The 23,245-nt window shown below is 30.1% G+C and carries 21 protein-coding genes; 5 read left to right on the forward strand and 16 right to left on the reverse strand.

What is annotated here, in order from left to right; genetic code table 11:
- Positions 1–110 precede the first annotated feature (110 nt).
- Positions 111–1,463 (reverse strand): 23S rRNA (uracil(1939)-C(5))-methyltransferase RlmD, encoded by a 1,353-nt coding sequence (gene rlmD / locus ABDZ69_RS10445; protein WP_343769373.1) that lies wholly within the window; start codon positions 1,461–1,463, stop codon positions 111–113.
- Between the two features lie 29 nt (positions 1,464–1,492).
- Positions 1,493–1,783: a hypothetical protein gene (locus tag ABDZ69_RS10450; RefSeq protein WP_343769375.1), complete on the reverse strand. Its 291-nt coding sequence runs from the start codon at positions 1,781–1,783 to the stop codon at positions 1,493–1,495.
- A gap of 278 nt (positions 1,784–2,061) precedes the next feature.
- On the opposite strand from ABDZ69_RS10450, the gene ABDZ69_RS10455 reads away from it, so the two are divergent.
- Positions 2,062–3,879, forward strand: a complete 1,818-nt coding sequence (locus ABDZ69_RS10455) for an LTA synthase family protein (protein ID WP_343769377.1) — start codon at positions 2,062–2,064, stop codon at positions 3,877–3,879.
- A 33-nt stretch (positions 3,880–3,912) separates the two neighbouring features.
- On the opposite strand, the gene ABDZ69_RS10460 is transcribed toward ABDZ69_RS10455, so the two are convergent.
- The 3 genes from ABDZ69_RS10460 to ABDZ69_RS10470 form a co-directional block, all read right to left on the reverse strand.
- A complete protein-coding gene (locus tag ABDZ69_RS10460) occupies positions 3,913–4,689 on the reverse strand; it encodes a sulfite exporter TauE/SafE family protein (RefSeq protein WP_343769379.1) in 777 nt (258 codons plus the stop codon).
- Positions 4,690–5,020: 331 nt separating this feature from the next.
- On the reverse strand, positions 5,021–6,412 hold the full coding sequence (pepV, locus tag ABDZ69_RS10465) for a dipeptidase PepV (RefSeq protein ID WP_343769381.1): 1,392 nt from the start codon (positions 6,410–6,412) through the stop codon (positions 5,021–5,023).
- A gap of 33 nt (positions 6,413–6,445) precedes the next feature.
- The gene (locus ABDZ69_RS10470) at positions 6,446–6,712 is read right to left on the reverse strand and encodes an ATP cone domain-containing protein (protein ID WP_343769383.1); all 267 of its coding nucleotides are present in this window, start codon (positions 6,710–6,712) and stop codon (positions 6,446–6,448) included.
- A gap of 156 nt (positions 6,713–6,868) precedes the next feature.
- On the opposite strand from ABDZ69_RS10470, the gene ABDZ69_RS10475 reads away from it, so the two are divergent.
- Positions 6,869–7,765: an MBL fold metallo-hydrolase gene (locus ABDZ69_RS10475; RefSeq protein ID WP_343769385.1), complete on the forward strand. Its 897-nt coding sequence runs from the start codon at positions 6,869–6,871 to the stop codon at positions 7,763–7,765.
- Positions 7,766–7,778: 13 nt separating this feature from the next.
- On the opposite strand, the gene ABDZ69_RS10480 is transcribed toward ABDZ69_RS10475, so the two are convergent.
- The 5 genes from ABDZ69_RS10480 to ABDZ69_RS10500 are packed head-to-tail and all read right to left on the reverse strand — an operon-like array spanning position 7,779 to position 14,037.
- Positions 7,779–8,033: a hypothetical protein gene (locus ABDZ69_RS10480; protein ID WP_343769387.1), complete on the reverse strand. Its 255-nt coding sequence runs from the start codon at positions 8,031–8,033 to the stop codon at positions 7,779–7,781.
- 39 nt (positions 8,034–8,072) lie between these two features.
- Positions 8,073–10,370 (reverse strand): RNA polymerase recycling motor HelD, encoded by a 2,298-nt coding sequence (helD, locus tag ABDZ69_RS10485; protein WP_343769389.1) that lies wholly within the window; start codon positions 10,368–10,370, stop codon positions 8,073–8,075.
- 39 nt (positions 10,371–10,409) lie between these two features.
- Positions 10,410–11,939, reverse strand: a complete 1,530-nt coding sequence (locus ABDZ69_RS10490) for a hypothetical protein (protein WP_343769390.1) — start codon at positions 11,937–11,939, stop codon at positions 10,410–10,412.
- A gap of 11 nt (positions 11,940–11,950) precedes the next feature.
- The gene (locus ABDZ69_RS10495; protein WP_343769391.1) at positions 11,951–13,366 is read right to left on the reverse strand and encodes a sensor histidine kinase; all 1,416 of its coding nucleotides are present in this window, start codon (positions 13,364–13,366) and stop codon (positions 11,951–11,953) included.
- The gene (locus tag ABDZ69_RS10500; protein WP_343769392.1) at positions 13,351–14,037 is read right to left on the reverse strand and encodes a response regulator transcription factor; all 687 of its coding nucleotides are present in this window, start codon (positions 14,035–14,037) and stop codon (positions 13,351–13,353) included. Before ABDZ69_RS10500 ends, ABDZ69_RS10495 begins: the two co-directional genes overlap by 16 nt.
- A gap of 177 nt (positions 14,038–14,214) precedes the next feature.
- Between ABDZ69_RS10500 and pepF the strand changes: the two genes are divergently transcribed.
- On the forward strand, positions 14,215–16,017 hold the full coding sequence (gene pepF / locus ABDZ69_RS10505; RefSeq protein WP_343769393.1) for an oligoendopeptidase F: 1,803 nt from the start codon (positions 14,215–14,217) through the stop codon (positions 16,015–16,017).
- Positions 16,018–16,141: 124 nt separating this feature from the next.
- On the opposite strand, the gene hisS is transcribed toward pepF, so the two are convergent.
- On the reverse strand, positions 16,142–17,455 hold the full coding sequence (hisS, locus tag ABDZ69_RS10510) for a histidine--tRNA ligase (RefSeq protein ID WP_343769395.1): 1,314 nt from the start codon (positions 17,453–17,455) through the stop codon (positions 16,142–16,144).
- Positions 17,456–17,619: 164 nt separating this feature from the next.
- Between hisS and ABDZ69_RS10515 the strand changes: the two genes are divergently transcribed.
- Positions 17,620–18,282, forward strand: a complete 663-nt coding sequence (locus ABDZ69_RS10515) for a hypothetical protein (protein ID WP_343769396.1) — start codon at positions 17,620–17,622, stop codon at positions 18,280–18,282.
- 70 nt (positions 18,283–18,352) lie between these two features.
- Here the strand turns inward: ABDZ69_RS10515 and ABDZ69_RS10520 are convergent, their stop codons facing one another.
- The 4 genes from ABDZ69_RS10520 to ABDZ69_RS10535 all read right to left on the reverse strand — a co-directional run bounded on the left by ABDZ69_RS10520 (position 18,353) and on the right by ABDZ69_RS10535 (position 20,806).
- The gene (locus ABDZ69_RS10520) at positions 18,353–19,066 is read right to left on the reverse strand and encodes an immunoglobulin-like domain-containing protein (RefSeq protein ID WP_343769397.1); all 714 of its coding nucleotides are present in this window, start codon (positions 19,064–19,066) and stop codon (positions 18,353–18,355) included.
- A gap of 131 nt (positions 19,067–19,197) precedes the next feature.
- Complete coding sequence (locus ABDZ69_RS10525; RefSeq protein WP_343769398.1) at positions 19,198–19,443, reverse strand: hypothetical protein; 246 nt, start codon at positions 19,441–19,443, stop codon at positions 19,198–19,200.
- Between the two features lie 76 nt (positions 19,444–19,519).
- Positions 19,520–20,098 (reverse strand): YdcF family protein, encoded by a 579-nt coding sequence (locus tag ABDZ69_RS10530; protein ID WP_343769399.1) that lies wholly within the window; start codon positions 20,096–20,098, stop codon positions 19,520–19,522.
- A 15-nt stretch (positions 20,099–20,113) separates the two neighbouring features.
- Entirely contained in the window at positions 20,114–20,806 is a 693-nt protein-coding gene (locus ABDZ69_RS10535) for a Crp/Fnr family transcriptional regulator (protein WP_343769401.1), read from the reverse strand.
- Positions 20,807–20,912: 106 nt separating this feature from the next.
- Between ABDZ69_RS10535 and ABDZ69_RS10540 the strand changes: the two genes are divergently transcribed.
- Complete coding sequence (locus ABDZ69_RS10540) at positions 20,913–21,599, forward strand: ATP-binding protein (protein ID WP_343769403.1); 687 nt, start codon at positions 20,913–20,915, stop codon at positions 21,597–21,599.
- Between the two features lie 76 nt (positions 21,600–21,675).
- Here ABDZ69_RS10540 and ABDZ69_RS10545 read toward each other — a convergent pair whose 3' ends face one another.
- Positions 21,676–23,121, reverse strand: a complete 1,446-nt coding sequence (locus ABDZ69_RS10545; protein ID WP_343769405.1) for an NCS2 family permease — start codon at positions 23,119–23,121, stop codon at positions 21,676–21,678.
- Between the last annotated feature and the right edge of the window lie 124 nt (positions 23,122–23,245).

Consider the following 23,245-nt stretch of genomic DNA (forward strand, 5'->3'; position numbering starts at 1 on the left):
AGATTTTGCTCTCAGCTCTGGGATTTTATTCGATTGGGTTGAATTCCGACCAAGATGGCGGTTTCGTCAAGGTTTGGTGGGAATCAGTATGGTTTAGTTGATGGCTATAGTTACATCTTCAACAAGACTACAACTTCTGTATGCGGGGTGTGCGGGAACATATCTTTAACCTTAACCTGCTCCACTTTATATCCTGCTGCAGCTAAAGCCTTTAAGTCTTCTACTAAGGTTTTTGGGTTACAGGATACATATACAATTTGTGGCGCATCAAACTTGATTACGTAATCTAATGCCACAGGGTGTACCCCTGGTCTTGGTGGGTCTAGGATTATTAAATCTGGCTTTTCAGTTAAATTTCCTATTACCTTAGCCACATCTCCTGCTATGAACTCACAGTTATTAAGTTCATTAAGTTTTGCATTTTCTCTTGCTGAAATAACAGCTTCTTCTATAAGTTCTACTCCCACAACTTTTTTTGCTTCAGGAGCAACTATTTGGCCGATGGTTCCCGTTCCGCAGTATAAGTCAAAAACCACTTTATCCTTTGATTCACCAAGGAATTCTCTTACTATACTATAAAGCTTTTCTGCTCCCTTGGAGTTGGTTTGAAAAAATGAAAAAGGAGTTATTTTAAACTTTAATCCTAATAGCTCTTCTATAATGTAATCTTTGCCGTAAAGTATTTCTACTTTATCTCCTTGAACCACATCTGAAAAAGAATTATTTATTGTATGTATTATACCAACTAGCTTTCCTTTGTAATCAATGTCCTTAATTAACTTTACCCATTCCTCTAAATCAAAATCCAATTGAGAAGTGGTAACTAGATTAATTAATACCTCACCTGTATTTGCAGCTTTTCTTATAACTAGGTTTCTAAGATACCCTTCCCTACTCATTATTCTATAGTAAGGTAAGTTCTTTTCTATAAAATAATCTAGGGTAACTTTTAAAGCCCTTCGAAAATCCTCATCAACAATTTGGCAACAGTCTGCAGTAATTATGCCGAAACTTTTACCTTTAGCATGCATACCTAAAGTTAGCTCTCCGCCCTTTTCCATGTCACCAAAGGAAAATTCCATTTTATTTCTATACTCAAACTCCTCAGGACTGCCTTCTATTCCTAAATATTCAAAGCCTTTTATGTCGCCCTCTTCAAAAAGCTTTAACACTTGCTCTTCTTTTAATTTCAACTGCATATCATAAGGTACGTCTTGATGAGCACAGCCACCGCACTCTCCAAAGATAGGACACTTAGCCTGAGTCTTGTAGGGAACATCTTCCATAACTTTTATTAATTTCCCTTCTGCATAGTCTTTTCTCTTTTTTGATATTCTAGCTAATACCTTTTGACCTGGTAGAGCACCTTTAACATAGACTTTTAATCCTTCATATTCACTAATTCCCGTGGATGGAAATTCTGTATCTTTTACTATTAATTCGTATTCTTTACCTTTCCTCATGCTTCCGTATCCTCACCTTTAACTTTTTACTATTTTGTATTCTTTTTAAATACTGGGTAAATTATTGTTACTACTACATATATAATTAATACTCCTGTAATCATGTATTCTTTAATGAATTTGTAGCCTAAAACTCTTAATATTATCATATCAAAAATAAAATATGCTATTACTGCAATGGCTGCCATTATTGCAACATTTATTAAATTTGAAATAAATAAGTTAGGCTCCTTTGATACTACTGTTGTTTCTATATTATTTTCTTCTAAATTATTTTCTGGTTCTATTTTCTCTTCTAATTCCATTTTTTCCTCACTCATCTGTAACACTCCAATCTATTTTCCGAAATTTTAATACAACTACTATTATGCAATAGTATGATAATAATGTAAATACTGAAAGGTTGACTAATTTATGAATAAATTATAAAATAATATTCGTGCAAAAAATCCTGCAATTGTGTTTCCACTTTATTTACAAATTATTCTCTTGCACTTAATATTTTGAAATTATAATAATTTATTAGTTAATAGTTTTTTAGTTAGTTAGCTTGCTAGTTGAATCACTAAAAATCTAAAACACTAATTAGGAGGTTACAATGGTATTAATAGATTTAATAACCTTTATATTTTCTGTAACAATTAAATTACTTTTATTTGGAAGAGAAATAGAAAAGGGCTATTTTACATATAAAGCTATATTTATTCCAATTCTATCTTCAGTTTTATTATTAGCTAGTATTGGATTTTTATTTAACAAAAGACGCAGAGTTAAGCTTTATACTTTATTTAATCTAATTATTTCTCTATTTATAGTGGTAGATATAAATTATTTTAGATATTTTAAAGATGTTATGTCTCTGCCTGTATTGTTAAATGGCTTTCAGCTAGGTGCTGTAAAAAGCAGTGTGGGAAGTCTGGTTAAAGGAACGGATTTTCTTTACTTTTTAGATATTGTTATATTTGTAATTGCTAGTAATTTAAAAAACTTTGAATATAAGAATACTATAAAATTTAAATATAGAGCTTGGGTTTCTTCTGTATTAATATTAATGGGGATCACTCTTAATGGAATTAGTATATATAAGTTATCTGTTGAGCAACCAAGGCTACTTAGCACTATGTTCAACAAGGTATATATTGCTAAAACTTTAGGTGGACTTAATTACCACCTCCTCGATAGCTATAATTCCATGACTAGTTATATAAGCAAGAATGTTCCTATTTCCCAGGAAACAAAAGACGAAGTAAAGAGCTTTTTAATTACTAACTCTGAAAGTTCATCTGAGAAATTAAAGGGCATAGGAGAAGGTAAAAATCTTATAACTATTCAAGTAGAAGCTCTTCAAAGCTTTGTTATAAATAAAAGTATTAACGGAAAAGAAATTACTCCTAATTTAAATAAATTGATTAAAAAAAGTGCTTATTTTAACAATTATTTTTATCAAACAGCTTCTGGGGGTACTTCTGATGCGGAATTTTTATCAACTAATTCCCTTTACCCTACCCCTGCTGGTTCTGTAACATATTTATACACGGGCAATACTTTTAATGCGTTGCCAGAAGCTTTAGTAAATAAAGGATATGCTACTGCTGCTTTTCATGGCTTTAGAGAAAGCTTTTGGAATAGAAATCTTATGTATCCTAAATATGGCTTTCAACAATTCCATGGAGAAAAAGACTATAATATTGATGAAATAATAGGACTAGGCTTAAGCGACAAATCATTTTTCAATCAAAGTCTCCAAAAGCTTGATAATTTATCTAAGCCATATTATTCATCTTTTGTAACCTTAAGCAGTCACTTTCCTTATGATGGCGCTGAAAAATATGGTGATTTTCCAGTGGGAGATTTTGAAGGAACTCTTCTTGGAAACTATTTTAAAGCTATTCACTATACAGATAAAGAAATTGGTAAGTTTATAAACGAGTTAGAAAAGAGAGGTCAACTAGAGGATTCTGTTTTAGTTATTTACGGAGACCATTATGGTATTCCTAAAGAAAATAAGAATGAAGTTGCAAAATTCTTAGGAGTAGACGATTTTGATGAATTAGGTTGGGCTGAATTAGGTAAAGTTCCTTTATTAATACATTTTCCTCAAGATAATCATAAAGGAGTTTATGAGATTTATGGAGGACAAATAGACCTTTATCCAACCTTAGCTAATATATTTAATCTTCCTATACAAAACATGATGGGAAGGGATTTATTTAACTCTAAAGAAGGAAATGTTATTTTTAGAAATGGCTCCTTTGCTAATGGAAAATATTTTTACTTATCTAGTGAAAACAGTTTCTATGAAATATCAACTGGTAAGAAAATTTTAGAAAATGATGAGCTTTTAAATCTAAAGGCAAATGCAGTAAATCAATTAGAGTATTCAGACTTGATATTAAAATACGATCTATTAAAATAAAGGGAATTTAGCATTGCTAAATTCCCTTTTTAACTATTTAAGTAACATTTCATAAAGCATTTTGCCTGCAACTCCTAAGGACATGGTGACAAAAATAGGCTTTATAAATTTTGCTCCTTGCTTTAATGCAAGCTTTGTCCCAGTTCGTGCTCCGATAATCATAAATATTGACATTGGTATTCCCATAAGATAATAAATTTTTCCCCTAATTGCAAATAACACAAGTGATGTAACATTGCTCATTAAGTTCATAGCCTTAGCATTTCCACTGGCTCTAACAAAATCAAAACCATAAATCTTTATAAGTCCGAAAATTAAAAATGATCCAACCCCTGGGCCAAAAAAACCATCGTAAAATCCCATAGCAAAAGCGAAAATACTCCCTATTATCAGTGTTTTTTTAGTAGTCCCTTGAAAATTATCCTCTAATCCTACTGTTTTGGAGAAAAAACTATAAATACCAACTCCTATAAGTAATGCTAAAACTATTGGCTTTAATACACTTGAATCAAGTATTAGCACTGTTGAAACTCCAGTTGCTGCTCCAAATAAGGTGAATGGAAGTAATCTTTTTAAAAGGTCCTTGTCCACTTTTCCTGATTGAGCAAACTTTGCTGTACTTACTACTGAACCACAGCTAGCTGAAAATTTATTTGTTCCTAATGTAAAATGTGGTGGAAAACCAACTAAAAAATAAGCTGGCATACTTATAAGTCCGCCACCCCCTGCTATTGCATCTACAAAAGCAGATAAAAATCCTGCTGCACATAAGAAAATTATTTTATAAACTATATGAACCTCGGCTAACACTAAAACCCCTCCTATAGAAAAATTTATATAGCAGCATAATTATACCACTATATTGCTATTGTTTATATATATTTTTCTAAATATTAAATAAAATTCAAGAATTCAATATTTATTTGGAATTATTTTCAAATAAATATCTTGTTTACAAAATTATCTTTCAAAAAATTAAAGCCAATTTCCCCTTGTTAAGGGAAAACCGGCTTTATCACATTTTTATATACAAAGTTTATATGCTTCATATTTGTATACCAATATAATAAACGGTAAATATTAAATTAACTGTTATTGCAAGAATATTCTATCAAGTCTATGGTAATTTGTCAATGCAAACTTACTTTGCTAATTCATATATGGCTTCTGCATATATTTTTGTATTTATTATTAAATCTTCAATTTCAATATATTCATTAGCTTGATGACATAAATCTGGTTTTCCAGGGAAAGCAGGACCAAAGGCTACTATATTAGGCATCTCCTTTGCATAAGTTCCTCCACCTATTGCTATTGGCTCTCTATTATCTCCCGTTTGTTCCTTATAAACCCTAAGTAAAGTTTCTACTAAAGGATGATCTTTAGGGAAATATAGAGGGCCTTGATGCCGCACATTACACATTTCTACGCCACTATCTTTTATACTTTTCTCAATAGGCTCTGTTACATCTTCCATCTTGAAAGTAACTGGGTATCTTATGTTAATCCCTAAAACTATTTTATTATCCTTCATTTCTACGGTTCCTACGTTAAAACTTAACTCTCCTGAATCCTCATCTTTTAAATTAATTCCTAAAGATTCGCCATTTAACTCAAAACCTATATTTTTATTTATGAATTTCACAAACTCATATATATGAGTTTCTTCAATTGGAAGAGTTTCTAAAAACTTAAACATTTGAGCTATAGCATTTACCCCTAGCTCTGGTGTACTTCCATGGGCTGATACTCCCACTGATTTTATTACTAGCATATCACTTTTTATATGAGCAGTTAAATTATAATCGTAAATTTCTTTAAATTTATCTAAGGCTTTAATAATAAACTCCTTTTCTCTTGCCCATATACCCACTTCGCAATAATCAGGTACCATATTTACCCTTTGTCCACCTTTGATGTACTTTATACCAAAGTCTTCAGTTTCTAATATTTTAATTTCCTTTACTAAATCAAAGGATAGTATTCCTTTCTCAGCAAAAATCAAAGGATACATAGCATCTGGAGTAAATCCTGATACTGGAGGCTTTTCATGCTTCAAATAATATTCCATTTCACCACAGCCTGTTTCTTCATTAGTACCGAAAATTATTCTAACTTTTTTGGATAAAGGTATATTTAATTCTTTTATAGCCTTTAATCCATAAAGTGCTGCAATGATTGGCCCCTTATCGTCTAGTGCCCCTCTTGCATATAATTTACCACTATGTATTTCTGCTCCATAGGGTGGATATTTCCAGCCATCGCCTTCTGGTACCACGTCTAAATGTCCTAAAACACCAACATATTCTTCACCTTCACCATATTCTGCATATCCTATAAAGCCATCTAAGTTCCTTGTCTTAAATCCCATACCTTCAGATAACTTCAATGCATATTCTAATGCCTTAGATACTCCCTCTCCAAAGGGCATACCTTCTTTGGAAGTATCTTCTATACTTTTAATTTTAAGTATTTCTTGTGTAGACTTTATTATTTCATCTCTCATGTCATTAATCTTTATGCTTAACTTCATTTCTATACCTCCAGCAAATTTTTCAGTATTAATTTATTGCTTAATATAGTTTTCATATAAATTAGCCACACTGTCAAAACCTAATTTTCTTAATTCCTCTAATATAATATTCTTAACTTCTCTAGTGTAAATCATACCATTAAAATCAGAAACTATTTTCTTCTTTATTAGTTTAAGTAATGTATCTATATCTGAATTGTTAAAAGGTACATTCCCTTCTTCAGCTGCTCTTATTAAAGTAATTTTAATTTTATCAATATCAAAATCTTCTGTCCTTCTATCTCTTTTTATTACCTTCATATTCATACCTCCATTAATGCCTTAATATGAAATCTATTTATAATATTATATCACAAATATTGAAAAAATTTTATAAAAGTTTCTTAATGTATCAATTTAGTGTTATACTAAATTAATACAAATTAATACAAATTAACAGCAAAAGGTGATGATTTTATGGAACTAATAAAAATTAAAGGAAATACCTACTATATAGATGCTCCAACAAATATAGGTGTTTATGTGTTTAAGAATAAAAATTGTCTTCTAGTGGATACAGGAATAAATAATTCTCAGGCTAAAAAAATTGACGAACTTCTAATTAAAAATAATTTACATCCAAAATATATAGTAAACACCCATAGCCATATAGATCACTGCGGTGGCAATAACTACTTTAAAGAAAACTATCCGGGATGTTTAACTTATACCTCTTGTAATGAGAAATTATTTATGGAAAACCCTGAACTTACTTCTATTATGCTCTCTAATTCAATTCCTATTAAAGGTTTAGATAGAATTACTAAAATAAACTCTGTAGATTTTGTATTAGATTATGGAATAAACAAAATAAATGATGAGAAGTTTGAGGTTTTATCCTTAAAGGGTCATTCTCAAGAACATATTGGATTTGTAACTCCAGAAAAAATATGTTTTTTAGGAGATGCTTTGTTTAGCTCAGAAATTATAGATAAATATTCCCTACCTTATCTTTACAGTATAGAAGATAGTATTAACACCTTAAATTATATTAAAGATATTCCCTGTGATTATTTTATAATATCTCATAGCGATAAGATAATTGAACAAAGTGAAATATCTACATTAGTGGAACATAATATAAACAATATAAACAATTTTATAAAGCAAATAATTGATTTATTAGATGGTCCTATGTCAAAAGAAGATATACTTCACAACTTAACCATATTAAATGAATTACCTAGTAGCTTTACTCAATATCATCTGAATTTATCCTCTGTATCCGCCTTTGTAAACTATCTTTATAATAAAGATTATATTGATTGTTCGGTACAAGATGGCAAAATGTACTTCTTCTCTAAAGATAAATAAAAAAGTCCAGTAATTATTTTTTACTGGACTTTTTATTATTCTGTTTTTTATTATTCTTTTCTTTATTACTAATTTCAATAGTTTCTTTAGCTTTATCCGCTTTCTTTCTAGCTCTTGCCATGGAAAAATATGTAGCCATCATAAAGGCAAAAATAAAAAATATCTTAGCTATAAATCCATAAAAATTACCCTTGGAAAGATCTGAAAAATATCCCCAAATCCCCGCAATGACCACTGCTCCTAATGTATACCATTTAAAATTTTTCATACTGTATTCCTCCATAAGTTATAATAATATAATTATTTATTACATGCTCTCTATTATTTGAGAAAGTTCTCCCTTATAAAGAACATACTCCATATGAAGTGCTCTAGTGAGTACTACATATAGTAATTTTTTATCTAGTTCACTAAGGGTATAATTCTTTGTATCACAATTATAAACTATTGTACAGTCAAATTCTAACCCCTTTGTCATGTAAGAAGGAATAATAATTTTCTTATCTCCAATTTCTCCCTTATCCTCTTTTATTAATTTCCATCCTTTTATTTTATTCTTAGTAAGAATTTCATGTATTTCAACGCATTCTTTCATGTCTTTACCAATTAGAGCTATGCTACTTTTACCCGTAGATTTCACTTTTTTCTCTATGCTATCTATAGTTTTTATTAGTTCTGCTTCATCTTCGTATTTTATAATTTCAGGCTCCATGCCGTGTCTTAATACTGGCTTTGCAGGCTTCAAATAATTTTCTTGTTTTGCCAAAGCCTTATTTGCAAAATTAACAATTTCAATGGTAGAACGATAGCTTTGAGAAAGGCATATATATTCTCCCTCTCCATTATAAACATCTTTTATGAGGTTTTCCCATTTATTAATTCCTCTATAATAATATATACTTTGCCCTAAATCCCCTACTATTGCAAAGGAATTATTAATTACTGAAGAAGTTAAAACTAGAACTTCAAAGTTACTGTAATCTTGCCCTTCGTCTACAATCATATACTTATACAAGGGATAATCATTTCCTTGCAGTTTTAATTTTAAATATAATAAAGCCGCTAAATCATCTCTATCTATAATATTATTGGATATGTTTTCATTTATTTCATCCCTTAAGTAATCCCATAAGTCCTTAGGAAGTGATTCTTCTGTTAAAGTATAATAGAGGGTTTCATCTGAAAACAAATTACTATACAGCGATACCACATCAATTTTTTCTAATCTATTAAAAAATTGTTTTATAGCCTTTTTGCTTTCTTTTTTAATTTTCCCTATTTTTTCATCTTTTTCATCATATATGAGATTGAATTTCTCTCTTTTTACCTCTTCCTCTTCCTCAGAATTTCTGATGTCTTTTAACAAAATATCATAATCTCTTTCTATGGCTCTAGTTATTTTATCTAATCTATTATTTAATTGACCATTAAAATATCTTTTTAATTCTTCTATTCTTTTTTCTAGAGGAAGATACTTCATGTTTTTCATTATTAAATCTCTTATTTCTTTTCTAGAAAATATAATATGTTCCTCAACCATAATATTTTCGTAATTTACTCCAGAAAACTCCACATACTTAATATATCTATCTATAATAGTCTTAAAGAACATACTCCCTTTAAACTTACTTCCCTTTACTATGTTTTTTACATTTTCATTATTGTTTTCTATAATATAACTTAGTTTTTCGTCCTTTGTATATATCTTTGCCTTAATCTTTAATATTTCTAGTGCAAATTCTTCAAAGGTCTTTTGAGGTACGTCTCCCCCTCCTAAATTAGGAAGCACTTCAGAAATATAATTTAAGAACAGTTTATTTGGTGCAAGAACGATTACCTCTTCTGGAGATATTTTATTTTGATATTTATATAATAAATAAGCTAATCTATGAAGAGCAATAGTGGTCTTACCTGATCCTGCTGAACCTTGTACTATTGCTACTTTATTTTTTTCACTTCTTATTATTTGATTTTGTTCCTTTTGTATTGTAGCAACTATATCTTTTAATTTACTACTACTGCTTTCTTCAAGGGCAATTTTTAAAAATTCATCCTCTAGCCCTTCTCCTGATTCATCTTTATTAATTCCTTTTAAAATTATTTGATTACTTCCTTCATCAAAGGCATCAATTAACTCATTATCCTTTATCAAAAATTTTCTTTTAAGTAAAAGTTCTCCCTCTATCTTTCCATAAGGTCCTTCATAACTAGAATTACCCTCTGTGCCGCTATAGTATAAATCCGCTATTGGCGCTCTCCAGTCAATTACTTTTTCTTCCTCTTCTCTCTCATCGTGAAGACCAATCTTCCCAATATAAAAGCTTTCATTATCTCTTATTTTTTCCTTAAAATCTATTCGAGCAAAATAAGGCTTATCTTTTACTTCTTTATAATTAGATATTTTATCCTTAAGATTGTTTTGTATTTTCAAAAAAGATTCCATCTCTATATTATATTTACCTTTGGATTCCTTTTTAATCTCTCCTATTTTTGAATTGATTTTTTCTATATTTTCTTCTAAATAAACTGTTTCATTTTCTAGCCATTTCATTGTACTTTTCAGATTTTCCTTTTCAATACCGAACTCGTCTTTATTTATAGCCATGTAACCACCTCCAAAATAGCATTGGAAATGCTGGTGTATTTATTCATATACAAATACATCAGCATTTCCTCTTAAAGTTTTTTCCCATCTTTCCATGTATTCTCCCGTAGCCCACTCTGCCATTATAACACTTTCTCCTTCTTTTAAGGAAATTTTTTTTAAATATAAATTCCCTAAAGCTCCATTTACAATTTCATATATAAATAAGCTGTTATTGGAAGTTATAATAGCTAAATCTTTATTAGGAGATGTATAGGCATCTATGGCATTTGGCACTTTTTCCTTTACCTCATTCCACGAGAGATGGAACTCATCATAGTTTACCATTTTAGATGGTGGTACAATATTAATAGTATAATCTTTAAAGAAAGAATCATTTTGGTTTATACTATTTAGTCGTCCTTTAACTATCCAGTGGCCATTTCTTCTAACTAAAGTAAAACTTTCTTCTCTAGGTCGCTGCTCCAATCTCTTTCCTGTAATCCCATCTTCTAAAGCTAAAAAGCTATAGGCAGAATTAAACATTGCTTCTTTTCCTTCTTCACCACTTATATCAGAAATCTTTATGCCCTTATTTCCATTCAAATTATCTATTAATCTTACTTGAAGGTTACTTCTTCCTTCTTCACTTTGTAAGTTTAAAGATTTTTTATTTTCCAGGGCAATATAGTCATTGCCAACAAATAAAATCCTCTTTGATGAGTTCTTTTCTGCCCATTTTACACTATTGAAATCCTTAATTTCCTTACTTACAGGATAAGCAAATACGCTATCTTGATTATCAAGCCCTACCCACCAAAAGCCGCTTATTCTAGGAACAAATAAATTTGGTGTCTCCAGTACTTCACGAAGCTTTCCATTTTTTGCGCCAATCCAAAGGGTTCTATAAAATAAATCTTTATCCTTATATTCCTCTCCAAAACCCTCTTTGTAATCAATAGGAGAATTAGATCTTAATCCTATTAATACTCCCGTTCTTAAAAGCTTATCATCTCCATAATGACTTGACACTTTTTCTTCTCTTATCTTTCTTAAATTCTCTTCGCTTAATATATCGCTTGTGTCATCACTAATTTTTTCTAAATAATAAAAAACATTATCTAAATAAACAATTAGCTCCTTATCGCTTATCTTTATAAAGTCATAAAATAAACTTTCTTCACAAATAACTGAAATTACTTCAATCTTATCTACACTTATATCTAAATCGCTTTTATTAACTTTATATGTATAGAAAAAATAATTGTTTGCATCTACCTCTTTTAATTTATAATTTGGTTTATTACAAACCTCATCTATTAACAATGAATAATCTTCGTTAAAAGCGGATTTAATTCCTAATAAATCTACAGGTTCTGTTTTGCTTTCTCCATACTTTTTATTACCTGAGTTAAAGACCTTAAACTTTTTAATCTCCCAAACGCCATTTATTGGAGATAATTTATTATTTGGTGATGTTATTTTATCTGTAAATTTAAAACGGCTTAAAGAGCATCCTGATAAAATAGCGGAGGTGAAAAATATGATAAACAGTATTATTGTATAAAATCTTACTTTATTTTTTTTCATTATTATCTCCTCTAATTATTTAATAATAGGGGCAACTTTATATATACATTAGTTCCAACATCTACTCTACTTTCTATAAAGAACTCCCCATTGTGCATTTTTATTATTTCATCGCAAATTGATAGCCCTATTCCATTTTGTGATTTACTGCTTTTCCCCTTATAAAATTTCTCTTTAACCTTTGGCAACTCTTCTTTTTCTATGCCTTGGCCATTATCCGCTACTTCAATAACTACATATTTTCCTTCTTTATAGATTTTTAAAGCAATTTTCTTTTCCCTATCTTCTTTCATAAACTTAAAGGCATTATCTAAAATGTTAATTAGAACTTGCTTAATTCTATTTTTATCCATAAAAACAAAGGGTAAATCTTCATTATACTCTAAAAGGAGGGTGACTTTTTCTCTTTTACTTCTAGGTCCTATATACGTTTCTATGTAATCTATAATCTCTTTTATATTGACCTTTTCCCTTTTTATACTTACTTTTCCTGAAATCAGCTTAGAAAAATCAAGTAATTCTTCTACCATTAAAGATAATCTATCACTTTCTTTTTCTATAATAGTAAGGCCATCTCTCATCAAATCCTCTGGTGGGAGTTCCTCAGTATTTAAAGTTAAGGCCCATCCTTTAATTGCCGTAAGAGGAGTTCTTAGTTCGTGAGAAACAGAAGAAATAAACTCATTTTTAAGCTGTTCTTTTTTTAATATCTCTTCTGCCATATAATTTAAAGTATCTGATAATTTACCTATTTCATCGTCTACGTTTTTTTCATTTCTAACCTCTAAGTTACCACTTGCCATTTTCTCTGCAGTTTCAGTTAGTTTTTTTATTGGTTCTACAATGCTTTTAGATAAAAAAATGCTTAGAATTCCTACTAAAATTATAACAATGACTCCAATAGATAAAAACAAAGCGCTTACGGATAGTATTGATTTATCTACTTCTCTTAAGCTACTTATATATCTTAAAACACCAACTATTTCTCCTCGAGATTTTAATGGATATGATATAGCCATTACTCTTGCATCATCGTATTCTGTTATCCCTATCCATTTACCTATATTGCCTTTTACTGCTTTTCTAAAATCAGAGGCTTCACTAATGTTTTTTATATTTGTCCCTATAGAATCCATTAGCACCTTGCCTTCAAGATCTATAATTTGCACTTGAGCTGTAGTTTGTCTCCAAAACACATCCACATTATCCATTATGTTCTCTTCTAGTGAGCTATTAGAAAAATATCTAGAATAGAAATCTGACGAAATTTTGATTTGATTTGATAGTATTTCTTCTACATTTCCATAGTAATAAACCTTTACAAAATTCATCAATACTACTTCGATGGCCATTACGCTAGCTATAATTATAAGCATAAAATTTATTATTAATCTTTTTTTTATGCTTCTTTTTAATTCTTTTTCCATCTATATCCTCTTCCCCAAACAGTTTCGATAAATACAGGACTGGAGGGATCATCCTCTATTTTTGCCCTTAATCTTCTTATGTTAACATCAACTATTTTTGAATCACCAACAAAATTATAACCCCATACTAAATCTAATAATTCATCTCTACTAAATGCTTTATCTTCACTTTCAATGAATATCTTCATTAACATGTATTCTTTTGGAGTAACATCTATCTCTTCATCATTTTTGTATACTTTCTGAGAATAAGTATCTAATTTAAAGCTGCCACTTAAAATTGTACTTTTACCCTCATTTAAATTACTTTCCATTCTTCTTAATATAGCCTTTATTCTTAATACTAATTCAGATGGATTAAAGGGTTTTACCATATAATCATCTGCCCCAAACTCTAATCCCATTATTTTATCAATATCTTGAGTTCTTGCAGTAAGAATAATTATTCCCATATTAGGATAGTCCTTTCTTAATATCTCACAAACCTTAAACCCATCTATCCCTGGAAGCATTACATCTAAAATTGCAACGTCAGGTGGGTCAATCTGAGCAAGCCTTATACCCTCTTCTCCATTTTCAGCTTCTATAACTTGAAAATCATTTCTTTGTAAGTTTATTTTAAGAAAGCTTCTTATACTCATTTCATCTTCTACTATTAAAATTTTAGCCATAGCTTCCTCCTTTATACTTTTTATATTAATTTTATATTAAACTAATAATAATTTAAAGGGGTTACAAAAAGGTTGCAAAATAGTCTATGAATCTATGGCAATAATAATTTATATGTGTTTACTTTTTCTTTGTTATTATGTATTATAATTGTAATTTATTCTTCAGGAGGTAATTATATGAAAAACGAACAGAAAATTAAATCTAGAGAGGAAATAGAACAAAATTATAAATGGCAAATAAATAAGATTTATAAAAATGATTCTTTGTGGGAAGAGGATTTTTCTAAGTTAAAAAATTTAGTTCCTAAATTGTCAACTTATGAAGGTAAGCTTAAACACGGAGAAGAACTATTAAGTTTTTTTAAATTAGATGAAGAAATAGGGAGATTAGCTGAAAAACTTCATATTTACGCCCATTGTAGAGCTGATGAAGATACTTCTAACACAAAATATCAAAGCCTTTGGAGTAAAATTGTAAGCTTTGTTCCTCAAATTAATGGAGAAAAAGCGTTTTTTCTTCCAGAAATACTTTCTTTAGAGGAAGATCATTTATTAAGGGAAGTTAAAAGAGTACCTGGATTAGAACTCTATACCTTTGTGGTGGAAAATATATTAAGCTTAAAACCTCATACTTTAAGTAAAGGAGAGGAAAAAATACTTGCTTCCGTAAGTGATACCCTAGAAGCACCTGCTAATATTTTTAATATGCTTTCAAATGCAGATATGACCTTTCCTAAAGTTAAAGATGAAGAAGGAGAGGAGGTAGAATTATCCGATAAAAACTATTCCATATATATAACTTCAAAGGATAGAGATGTTCGACGTGAAGCCTTTAAAACTTTATTTTCTACCTATGAAAAATTTAAAAATACCCTGGCAACTTCCTTGACCTCCTCTATGAAAGCTTTTATTTTTACTTCACAGATGAGAGGATACTCTTCTTCCTTAGAAAGTTCCTTAAAGCCTAATAATATACCTGTGGAAGTGTATCACAAAACCGTAGAAACCATAAATAATAATCTTTCTGCTCTTCACAGATATGTTAGTTTAAAAAAGAAAATGCTTAAACTCGATGAAATTCATATGTATGATTTATATGTACCAATTATAGATACTCCTGATATAAAAGTTGCCTATGAGGAAGGAGTGGAACTAATACGAAAAGGGTTAGCTCCCTTAGGTAAAGAATATTTAAGCGTATTTAATGAAGGAATTGAAGAGGGTTGGGTAGATGTCTATGAAAATAAAGGCAAAAGAGGTGGAGCATACTCTACAGGTTCTTATGACACAATGCCATATATTCTTTTAAACTACCATAATAAAGTTAATGATGTATCAACCTTAGCTCACGAAATGGGTCATTCCATACATTCATATTATTCAAAAACTGCCCAGCCTTACGTATATTCAAATTATACTTTGTTTTGCGCAGAGGTAGCTTCTATTACTAATGAGTGTATTTTAATAGATTACCTAATTAAAAACGAAAAAGATAAAATGAAAAAGTTATATTTTATAAATACTGAATTAGAGCAAATAAGAACAACTGTATTTAGACAGGTTATGTTTGCAGAATTTGAGATGCTAGCTCAAGGCAAATTAGAAGAAGGAATTCCTTTAACAAGCGAGGAACTTTGTGACCTTTGGCACAATTTGAATGTTAAATATTTTGGACCTGAAATGATAGTAGATAAGGAAATAGATATGGAATGGGCTCGAATACCTCATTTTTACTATAACTTCTATGTATATCAATATGCTACAGGCTATGCTGCTGCAAACTCCTTTGCAGAGAAAATATTAAAGGGAGAAGAGGGTGCACTGGAAAGTTATATTTCTTTCCTAAAAAGCGGAGGAAGTGACTACCCAATTAATATACTAAAAAAATCAGGAGTAGATATGACTACTTCAAAACCAATGGAAGAAACCATTAAGAGGTTTAATGAACTTTTAACAATGCTTGAGGAAAACCTTAGATAGATTTTTAGTTGTTTAATTTTTTAGTTGATAATTACAGACAAAATTCCTACGGAATTTTCATAATAGAAATTCCGTAGGAATTTTAACTTTAACTAAAGTACTAAAGCACTAAAAATCTAAAAAACTATTTAACTATTTGAACCGCTTCTTCAAAAGAAACCATCTTCTGTTCTCCTGAAGCCATGTCTTTTATTGTAACTTTATTTTCTTTTATTTCTTCAGGGCCTACTAAAATTACAAAAGGTATCTTTAATTTATCTGCATAACCAAACTTTTTATTAATCTTTCCTTCCTCTAAATAAAGTTCAGCAACTATTCCATTTTTTCTCAAATTGTTAGCAGTCTTTATACCATCCTCTATGCAATCCTCCATTGGTATAACCAAAGCCTGTGATAGAGTTGAAGAAGCATTTTCTCCAAGGATATTAGCTTCTCTTAGCTGATAGAACAATCTAGTTAATCCTATGGATATTCCTACTCCAGGTAATTTCTGCTTAGTGTAGTATTCAGCTAGGTTATCATATCTTCCTCCTGAACACACACTTCCTATGTTTGGATAGTTATCTAATATGGTTTCATATACAGTGCCTGTATAATAATCAAGCCCTCTTGCTATGGTAAGATCTATTTTAAAGTTCTTTTCAGGCACATTAAAGCATCTTATATAATGAACTACTTTACTTAGTTCCTCAAGACCTTCTTTAAATATTTCATTAGCAACTCCTAGATCTTCCAATGATTTTAATACATCGTCATTGCTACCTTTTATTTTTATAAACTCTATAACTTTTCTAACAGCCGCTTCTTCTATTCCTAGCTCCACAAGTTCTTTTACTACAGAATCCTCGCCAATCTTTTCTATCTTATCAATGGTTCTTAAAACATCTCCCTTGTTTTCAATATTCAATGATTCAAAGAAGCCATTTAATATTTTTCTATTGTTAATTCTTATAGTAAAATCTTCAAATCCTAATTCTTTAAAGGTTGAATATATTACACTAGGTATTTCTGCGTCGTTTATAATACTTAGCTTTCCGTTTCCAATAATATCTATATCACATTGATAGAACTCTCTAAAACGACCCTTTTGATTTCTTTCCCCTCTATATACTTTAGCAATATGGTATCTTCTAAAAGGGAAGTTTAAGTCATTAAAATGTTGAGAAACATATCTTGCTAGGGGTACTGTTAAATCAAATCTTAAAGATATATCCGTATCCCCTTTATTAAATCTATATATTTGTTTTTCCGTTTCTCCACCACCCTTAGCTAAAAGCACTTCCGACTTCTCCATTACAGGTGTATCTAGTGGAATAAACCCAAACTTTTCATAGTTATGTCTTATAGTATCCATTACTTTATTAAATAATATTTGATCTGCTGGTAAGAGTTCCATAAATCCTGGTAATATGGATGGTTTAACTATATCATTTGCCAATTTTATCCCTCCGTTTTCAATATAAAAATATTTCCTTTAGTTTCATATTATAACATAGTTTAACCAATTTTAAAATTTTAATATTCACTATTAATCTACTTTATGATAAAATGAGTAATAGTCTAAATTGTAAAACAATTAATGCATTTACAGGAGTTGATTTAATGTTATTCTTTAGCAAAAAAGTAGATGATAAAATAATTACTGAACTAAAAGAGCTGATAGAAAAATTTAATGAAGAATTTCACCAAAGTTTTATGCCAAAAGAAGTGTCTTGTCTTTGGTACTTAGGTGGAAATGAAAGGATAGATACATTATGTGAACATGAATTAACTAATTTTAATTTACATAATCTTTTTGATTACAAGAATGCTTCATTAATAAGGTGTTTAGAAGATTTTCCACAGGTTAGAAAATCCTTTTTTTACTCGCTAAACAATATAAAACAAAATCAAAATTTTGAAGACGATGATGCTCTTTTTGATTTTCTAAAAGAGAAAGGGAAGTTTTTCATAAATGACTATTTAAAAAGCTTTCAAAAATCCGCTGAATACTATAATAAAAAATCTGACAAAGGCAAACTACCAGAATATAGAGAACTATTCACATGGATTGATGAGGATGAATTATGCTTTTTAGATAAGCTTTTTGTTTATTTAGGGGATTTTAGAATCAGTTTAAATGATATAGTAGCTTGCTTTAAAGATGAAAATTTAGCTAGAACCATTTTAAAATATACAGAAAATGGTGAAGAAAAAGAAATGCGTTTTAATTTAGCAGCTTTTGCGTATTTTGAAAAAAACCTTCCAGCACACAAGGAAAAATAATAGATAATCACGTGATTTTAGTGAATAAAGTAAGTGTCATAAAAAATATGACACTTACTTTTAAATCTTTTTACTTTGCTATTTCAAAGTAAGCATAAAAAATACGAGTCTCAGAGTTCCCTACTTCTTTGAAACCTGTAATTTCCTTGGCTATTCTATAATTGCCTGCAGGAAGTTTTCCATATAACCATTCCCAATTCACTTCCCATTGTACACTATCATTAATAGGTATAATCCAAGCCTCCTCTGTCCAAGCAATATCATTCTTCTGTGGTAGGGTTTTTACAGCTTTCCACTGATTATCCTCACTCACTTCTAAATTAAAATAACTGCCAGTACTGAATTTACCTGTAATATCCCCTCCTGACTGATTGCATACTAATGTCAGTCCTATAGGTGTTATTTGGGTAGCAGCTAATTCTATACCCCATTCATCCTTTTCTTTTATAAACCTTATCCATTTTCCATTCATAAAAACATCTATATTATTTTTATCCACATGCTGATATCCATAACCTTTTCCAAAATTAGATTGATTATTTTCTATTGGAATTTCTGATGGATCTACTGTTGAAATAATTTCTCCATCCATCACACCACACCTAGCACCAATATCACTTTCTTTTCCAGCATCAAGATATATCTCTCCGTTCACCATTACCATAGGACGTCTATCCACCTTTGGTGATTCTTGAATTTTTAAGGCATCATCACTTTTGCCGCAACCCATAAGGATAAAGATTGTACAAAGCAACACCGAAACTAATTTAATATACTTTTTCACATCCATTCCTCCTAATAAACAGACAAATATTTATTCCTATATTTATATAAACGAAATAAATCAAGAATCGTATCAAGGCTTCCATATAAATAACCCCCCCATGAAATCATGAGGGGGTTATCCTTATGTCTTTATAAAACTTTTCTAAGTTCTTCTGGTCTATATTCTTTTATAAATTTATTATTATATTCATCTCTTACAAGTAATCTAACTACGCCTTCCTTTATCTTCAAAATTGTCCCCTTTGATTTACTCCCTATTACATTAACTGGTGCACCGTAACTTAAATCTTTTGTATTTTCCCCATTACAATAATCACATTTTTCTTCCTTGCTAATAACTCTTTTACAGTCTAAACAATAAAATAATTTCCCCATGACTATCCCTCCAATTAATTTTGTCTATGACTATATATTCTATATATTCTGAATTTTTCCTTCTAGATTTTAACATTTAATTCTTTAATATATAAAACTTAGCTAATGCAAGGATTTCTCTGAAAAAGTAATATATTTCCTTACTTTTATACTCTTCTACAAATACCCCTGAATATGACCCGTCTATTCCTACTTCTTTTGCCATTAAAGAAGCTCTTTTTAAATGAAATTTATTAGACACAATTATAGCTTTTTCAAAGCCCTTCTCCTCCATTATTTTTTTGCACTCCTGCAAATTTTCCATGGTACTTGTAGATAAATCTTCTTTTATTATTAATTCTTCTTTTACTCCTTTATTTAGAAGATATCTTTTCATAGCTTCTGCTTCACTTATATTCTCTCCTGGACCTTGTCCACCTGAGGGAATTATATAATCTACTACTCCTTCTTTATGTAATCTATACCCTTCTTCTATTCTTTTTTTCAAAAATGGACTTGGAGTCTCCCCATAAACACTACATCCTAGAATAATAACACATTGGCTTTTTTCAGCTTTTGTATTCCATCCAAAGTTGTATATACTTATTGCTAAAAAAATTGATGTTAATAGCCCTAAAGATATTATTCCTAAGAAAAACTTCATTACTTTATTCATGTTCATCTCTCCTTATTATTCTGATAATATATCCTCTAGAACTTCTATATCCATTATCTTTATTATATTTTTATCAAACTCTATTAAACCTTCATCCTGCATATTTATCATTTCTCTAGAGAGTGAAGGTCTTGGTACTCCTAAATATTCAGCCATTTCTTTTCTTGAAATTGGCAGTTTTATTAATTGACTCTTTTGATTTTCATAAATAAATAATAAATAACTACATATTTTTTGTCTTATACTTTGATAAGATAAGGTTTTTACTCTTCTATTTAGCATTAAGATTTTATTGGATAGAACAGCCATAAAATTGTTTAACACCTTATTGTTATGAGCACATAGTTTTATTATTTCACTTTTAGGTATAAGAATTACTGCTGTTTTCTCTATACTCATGATTGTAGCTGGATAAGTGTGAGTCTTTGAAAATATTATAGCCTCTCCAAAGGTGCTCCCCTTTTCAAGCCTATCTATAGTAATTGCTTTCCCTGAGGAAAATATCTTTTGGGGCTCCACTTTCCCTTGGATTACTATGCCCAAATTATTGCAGTCATCCTCCTCTATGGCTAAAGCTTCCCCTTTATCATAGATTTCTACTTTATAATTTATAAAATTTAAAATTTCCTTTATTTCTTCTCCCTCTAGGTCTTTAAATATTATAGAAAATTTTAGTGCTGAAATAATATTTTCTTCGTTAATTTTCATAAGTTACTCCTTTTTTATTCTTGTAACTTGCGTTACCGATTTATATAATTAATTCTAATATAATAAAATCAATAAATCAATGTACACAATAATAGGAGGAATTATCATGGCTAAAAAAATAATTAAAATAGATGAAGAAAAGTGTATGGGATGCGGATTATGTGTTAACGCTTGTCAAGAAGGTGCCATAGATTTAGTTAACGGTAAGGCTAAATTAGTTAATCACGATCATTGCGATGGCTTAGGAATGTGCTTACCTGAGTGTCCTACCGGTGCTTTAGAGTTAATAGACAGAGACCCTATGGAAATACCTATGGAAAAACAACCTATGCCTTGCGGATGTCCTGGTCAAGCCGCTAAGTTAATTGAAAGAAAGCCAGTAGCAAAAGCAACTATTGTTAAAAAAGAAGAGGATTATTCACAAAATGAATCTGAACTTAGACAATGGCCAGTTCAATTAAATTTAATAAATACTCGCGCCCCATATTTAAATGGTGCTAATCTATTAGTGGCAGCAGATTGTACAGCTTACGCTTATGCTAACTTCCACAGAGATTTTATAAAGGATCACATAACAGTAATCGGTTGTCCAAAGTTAGACGATGTTAAACATTATGAAGAAAAATTATCTGAAATGCTAAAATTAAATAACATAAAAAGTGTTACTGTAGTGAGAATGGAAGTTCCTTGTTGTGGTGGAATAGTGAGTGCCGTTAAGAACGCGATGTTAAAGTCCGGAGAAATTGTTCCTTATAGAGAGGTAACCATATCTACAGATGGAAATATAATTTAATAATTTTAGTTAAATAATAAAAAAAGTTAGGTTTTGAATAATTCAAAACCTAACTTTTTTAGGGTATGTTATATATTTATTTAGGAAGAAGCGTAAATCTTATTATAAATAGTGCTGCTAGCACATATACAATTGGATGAACATCCTTAGCTTTTCCTGTAGTTACTTTTACTATAGGATAAAATATTATTCCTGCTGCTATTCCATTTGCAATACTATAAGTAAATGGCATAATAGCTATTGTAAAGAAAGCTGGTAACGCTTCTGTAAAATCATCAAAATTAATCTTAGTTACTGCTCCCATCATTAAAACTCCAACGATTACTAGTGCTGGTGCTGTTGCTTCAGCTGGAACAATTCCTACAAGTCCTGTACATAACATAGCAAGTAAGAATAAAATCGCAGTAGTAACAGAAGTTAAACCTGTTTTTCCACCTTCGGAAATTCCTGCAGTAGATTCAACGAAAGTTGTAACAGTACTAGTTCCAAGTAGTGCTCCTGCTGTTGTAGCAACTGCGTCTGCCATTAATGCTTTATTCATATTTGGCATTCTACCATTTTCATCCAACATATTAGCCTTTTGAGCTGTTCCTACTAAAGTTCCAATAGTATCAAACATGTCAACTAAACTAAAGGATATTACAACCATAAATACATTTAATAATGCGGATGCTACTCCACCTTCACCTACGTTTAAAAGACCCTTTAAGTCTAATTGAAATAAAGTTGGTGCTAGTGATGGTGGTGCAGAGAACAGTTGATTTACAGGAACCAATTTAGTTATTCCTAGTGGTATACCAATTATTGTAGTTAAAACTATTCCCAAAAGGATAGATCCTTTTACTCCTCTAGCCATTAAAATTGCTGTGATAGATATACCAATTAATGTTAAAATAGCCCCTGGCTTAGTAAAATCACCAAAAGCCACTAAAGTTGCTGGGTCAGAAACTATTATATGACCACTTTTTAAACCTATAAGTGCTATAAATAATCCAATACCTCCTGAAATCGCTAATTTTAAGTTTTGAGGTATGGAATCAACTATTTTTTCTCTAATTGAAGTTAATGTTATTAAAATAAATAATATACCTGAAACAAATATTGCTGCTAAACCTTGTTGCCAAGTGTATCCTAACGACAAGCATACTCCATAAGTAAAAAATGCATTTAATCCCATTCCTGGAGCTTGAGCAAAAGGAACATTTGCATATATACCCATAATAAATGTACCAATAGCTGCAGATATACAAGTAGCTGCAAATACGGATCTTACTATAGGATCATTTAAGGCACTTATTCCAGCATTAACTGCTGCATCCCCAAATAACCCCTGTGCATTCATGCCTGCTTGCATAAGTATGCCAGGATTAACAAATATGATATAAGCCATAGTAATAAAGGTAGTAATACCTGCTATAACTTCTGTTCTTACATTTGTATTATTTTCTGATAATTTAAAGTATGAGTCCAAAAAAGAACTTTTTACTGAAGAATTGTTCTTTTCTTTTGATTTTTGTTGCATTATAGTTACCTCCTAATAATAAATACGAACATTAATATTATAACCACACTTAAATGTTACCATGCACCCAAATTTTTGTCAATGATATATTACGAAAAACTTGTCCAATATTCGTATATGAGGT

This window comes from Clostridium malenominatum (assembly GCF_039521365.1).
GTDB lineage: Bacteria > Bacillota > Clostridia > Clostridiales > Clostridiaceae > Clostridium_AW > Clostridium_AW malenominatum.

What these genes read in the sequence shown, in the direction of transcription:
- rlmD (WP_343769373.1), bottom strand. Translation starts at nt 1,463, where the DNA reads ATGAGGAAAGGTAAAGAATACGAATTAATAGTAAAAGATACAGAATTT.
- ABDZ69_RS10450 (WP_343769375.1), bottom strand. Translation starts at nt 1,783, where the DNA reads ATGAGTGAGGAAAAAATGGAATTAGAAGAGAAAATAGAACCAGAAAAT.
- ABDZ69_RS10455 (WP_343769377.1), top strand. Translation starts at nt 2,062, where the DNA reads ATGGTATTAATAGATTTAATAACCTTTATATTTTCTGTAACAATTAAA.
- pepV (WP_343769381.1), bottom strand. Translation starts at nt 6,412, where the DNA reads ATGAAGTTAAGCATAAAGATTAATGACATGAGAGATGAAATAATAAAG.
- ABDZ69_RS10470 (WP_343769383.1), bottom strand. Translation starts at nt 6,712, where the DNA reads ATGAAGGTAATAAAAAGAGATAGAAGGACAGAAGATTTTGATATTGAT.
- ABDZ69_RS10475 (WP_343769385.1), top strand. Translation starts at nt 6,869, where the DNA reads ATGGAACTAATAAAAATTAAAGGAAATACCTACTATATAGATGCTCCA.
- ABDZ69_RS10480 (WP_343769387.1), bottom strand. Translation starts at nt 8,033, where the DNA reads ATGAAAAATTTTAAATGGTATACATTAGGAGCAGTGGTCATTGCGGGG.
- helD (WP_343769389.1), bottom strand. Translation starts at nt 10,370, where the DNA reads ATGGCTATAAATAAAGACGAGTTCGGTATTGAAAAGGAAAATCTGAAA.
- ABDZ69_RS10490 (WP_343769390.1), bottom strand. Translation starts at nt 11,939, where the DNA reads ATGAAAAAAAATAAAGTAAGATTTTATACAATAATACTGTTTATCATA.
- ABDZ69_RS10495 (WP_343769391.1), bottom strand. Translation starts at nt 13,366, where the DNA reads ATGGAAAAAGAATTAAAAAGAAGCATAAAAAAAAGATTAATAATAAAT.
- ABDZ69_RS10500 (WP_343769392.1), bottom strand. Translation starts at nt 14,037, where the DNA reads ATGGCTAAAATTTTAATAGTAGAAGATGAAATGAGTATAAGAAGCTTT.
- pepF (WP_343769393.1), top strand. Translation starts at nt 14,215, where the DNA reads ATGAAAAACGAACAGAAAATTAAATCTAGAGAGGAAATAGAACAAAAT.
- ABDZ69_RS10515 (WP_343769396.1), top strand. Translation starts at nt 17,620, where the DNA reads ATGTTATTCTTTAGCAAAAAAGTAGATGATAAAATAATTACTGAACTA.
- ABDZ69_RS10525 (WP_343769398.1), bottom strand. Translation starts at nt 19,443, where the DNA reads ATGGGGAAATTATTTTATTGTTTAGACTGTAAAAGAGTTATTAGCAAG.
- ABDZ69_RS10530 (WP_343769399.1), bottom strand. Translation starts at nt 20,098, where the DNA reads ATGAATAAAGTAATGAAGTTTTTCTTAGGAATAATATCTTTAGGGCTA.
- ABDZ69_RS10535 (WP_343769401.1), bottom strand. Translation starts at nt 20,806, where the DNA reads ATGAAAATTAACGAAGAAAATATTATTTCAGCACTAAAATTTTCTATA.
- ABDZ69_RS10540 (WP_343769403.1), top strand. Translation starts at nt 20,913, where the DNA reads ATGGCTAAAAAAATAATTAAAATAGATGAAGAAAAGTGTATGGGATGC.
- ABDZ69_RS10545 (WP_343769405.1), bottom strand. Translation starts at nt 23,121, where the DNA reads ATGCAACAAAAATCAAAAGAAAAGAACAATTCTTCAGTAAAAAGTTCT.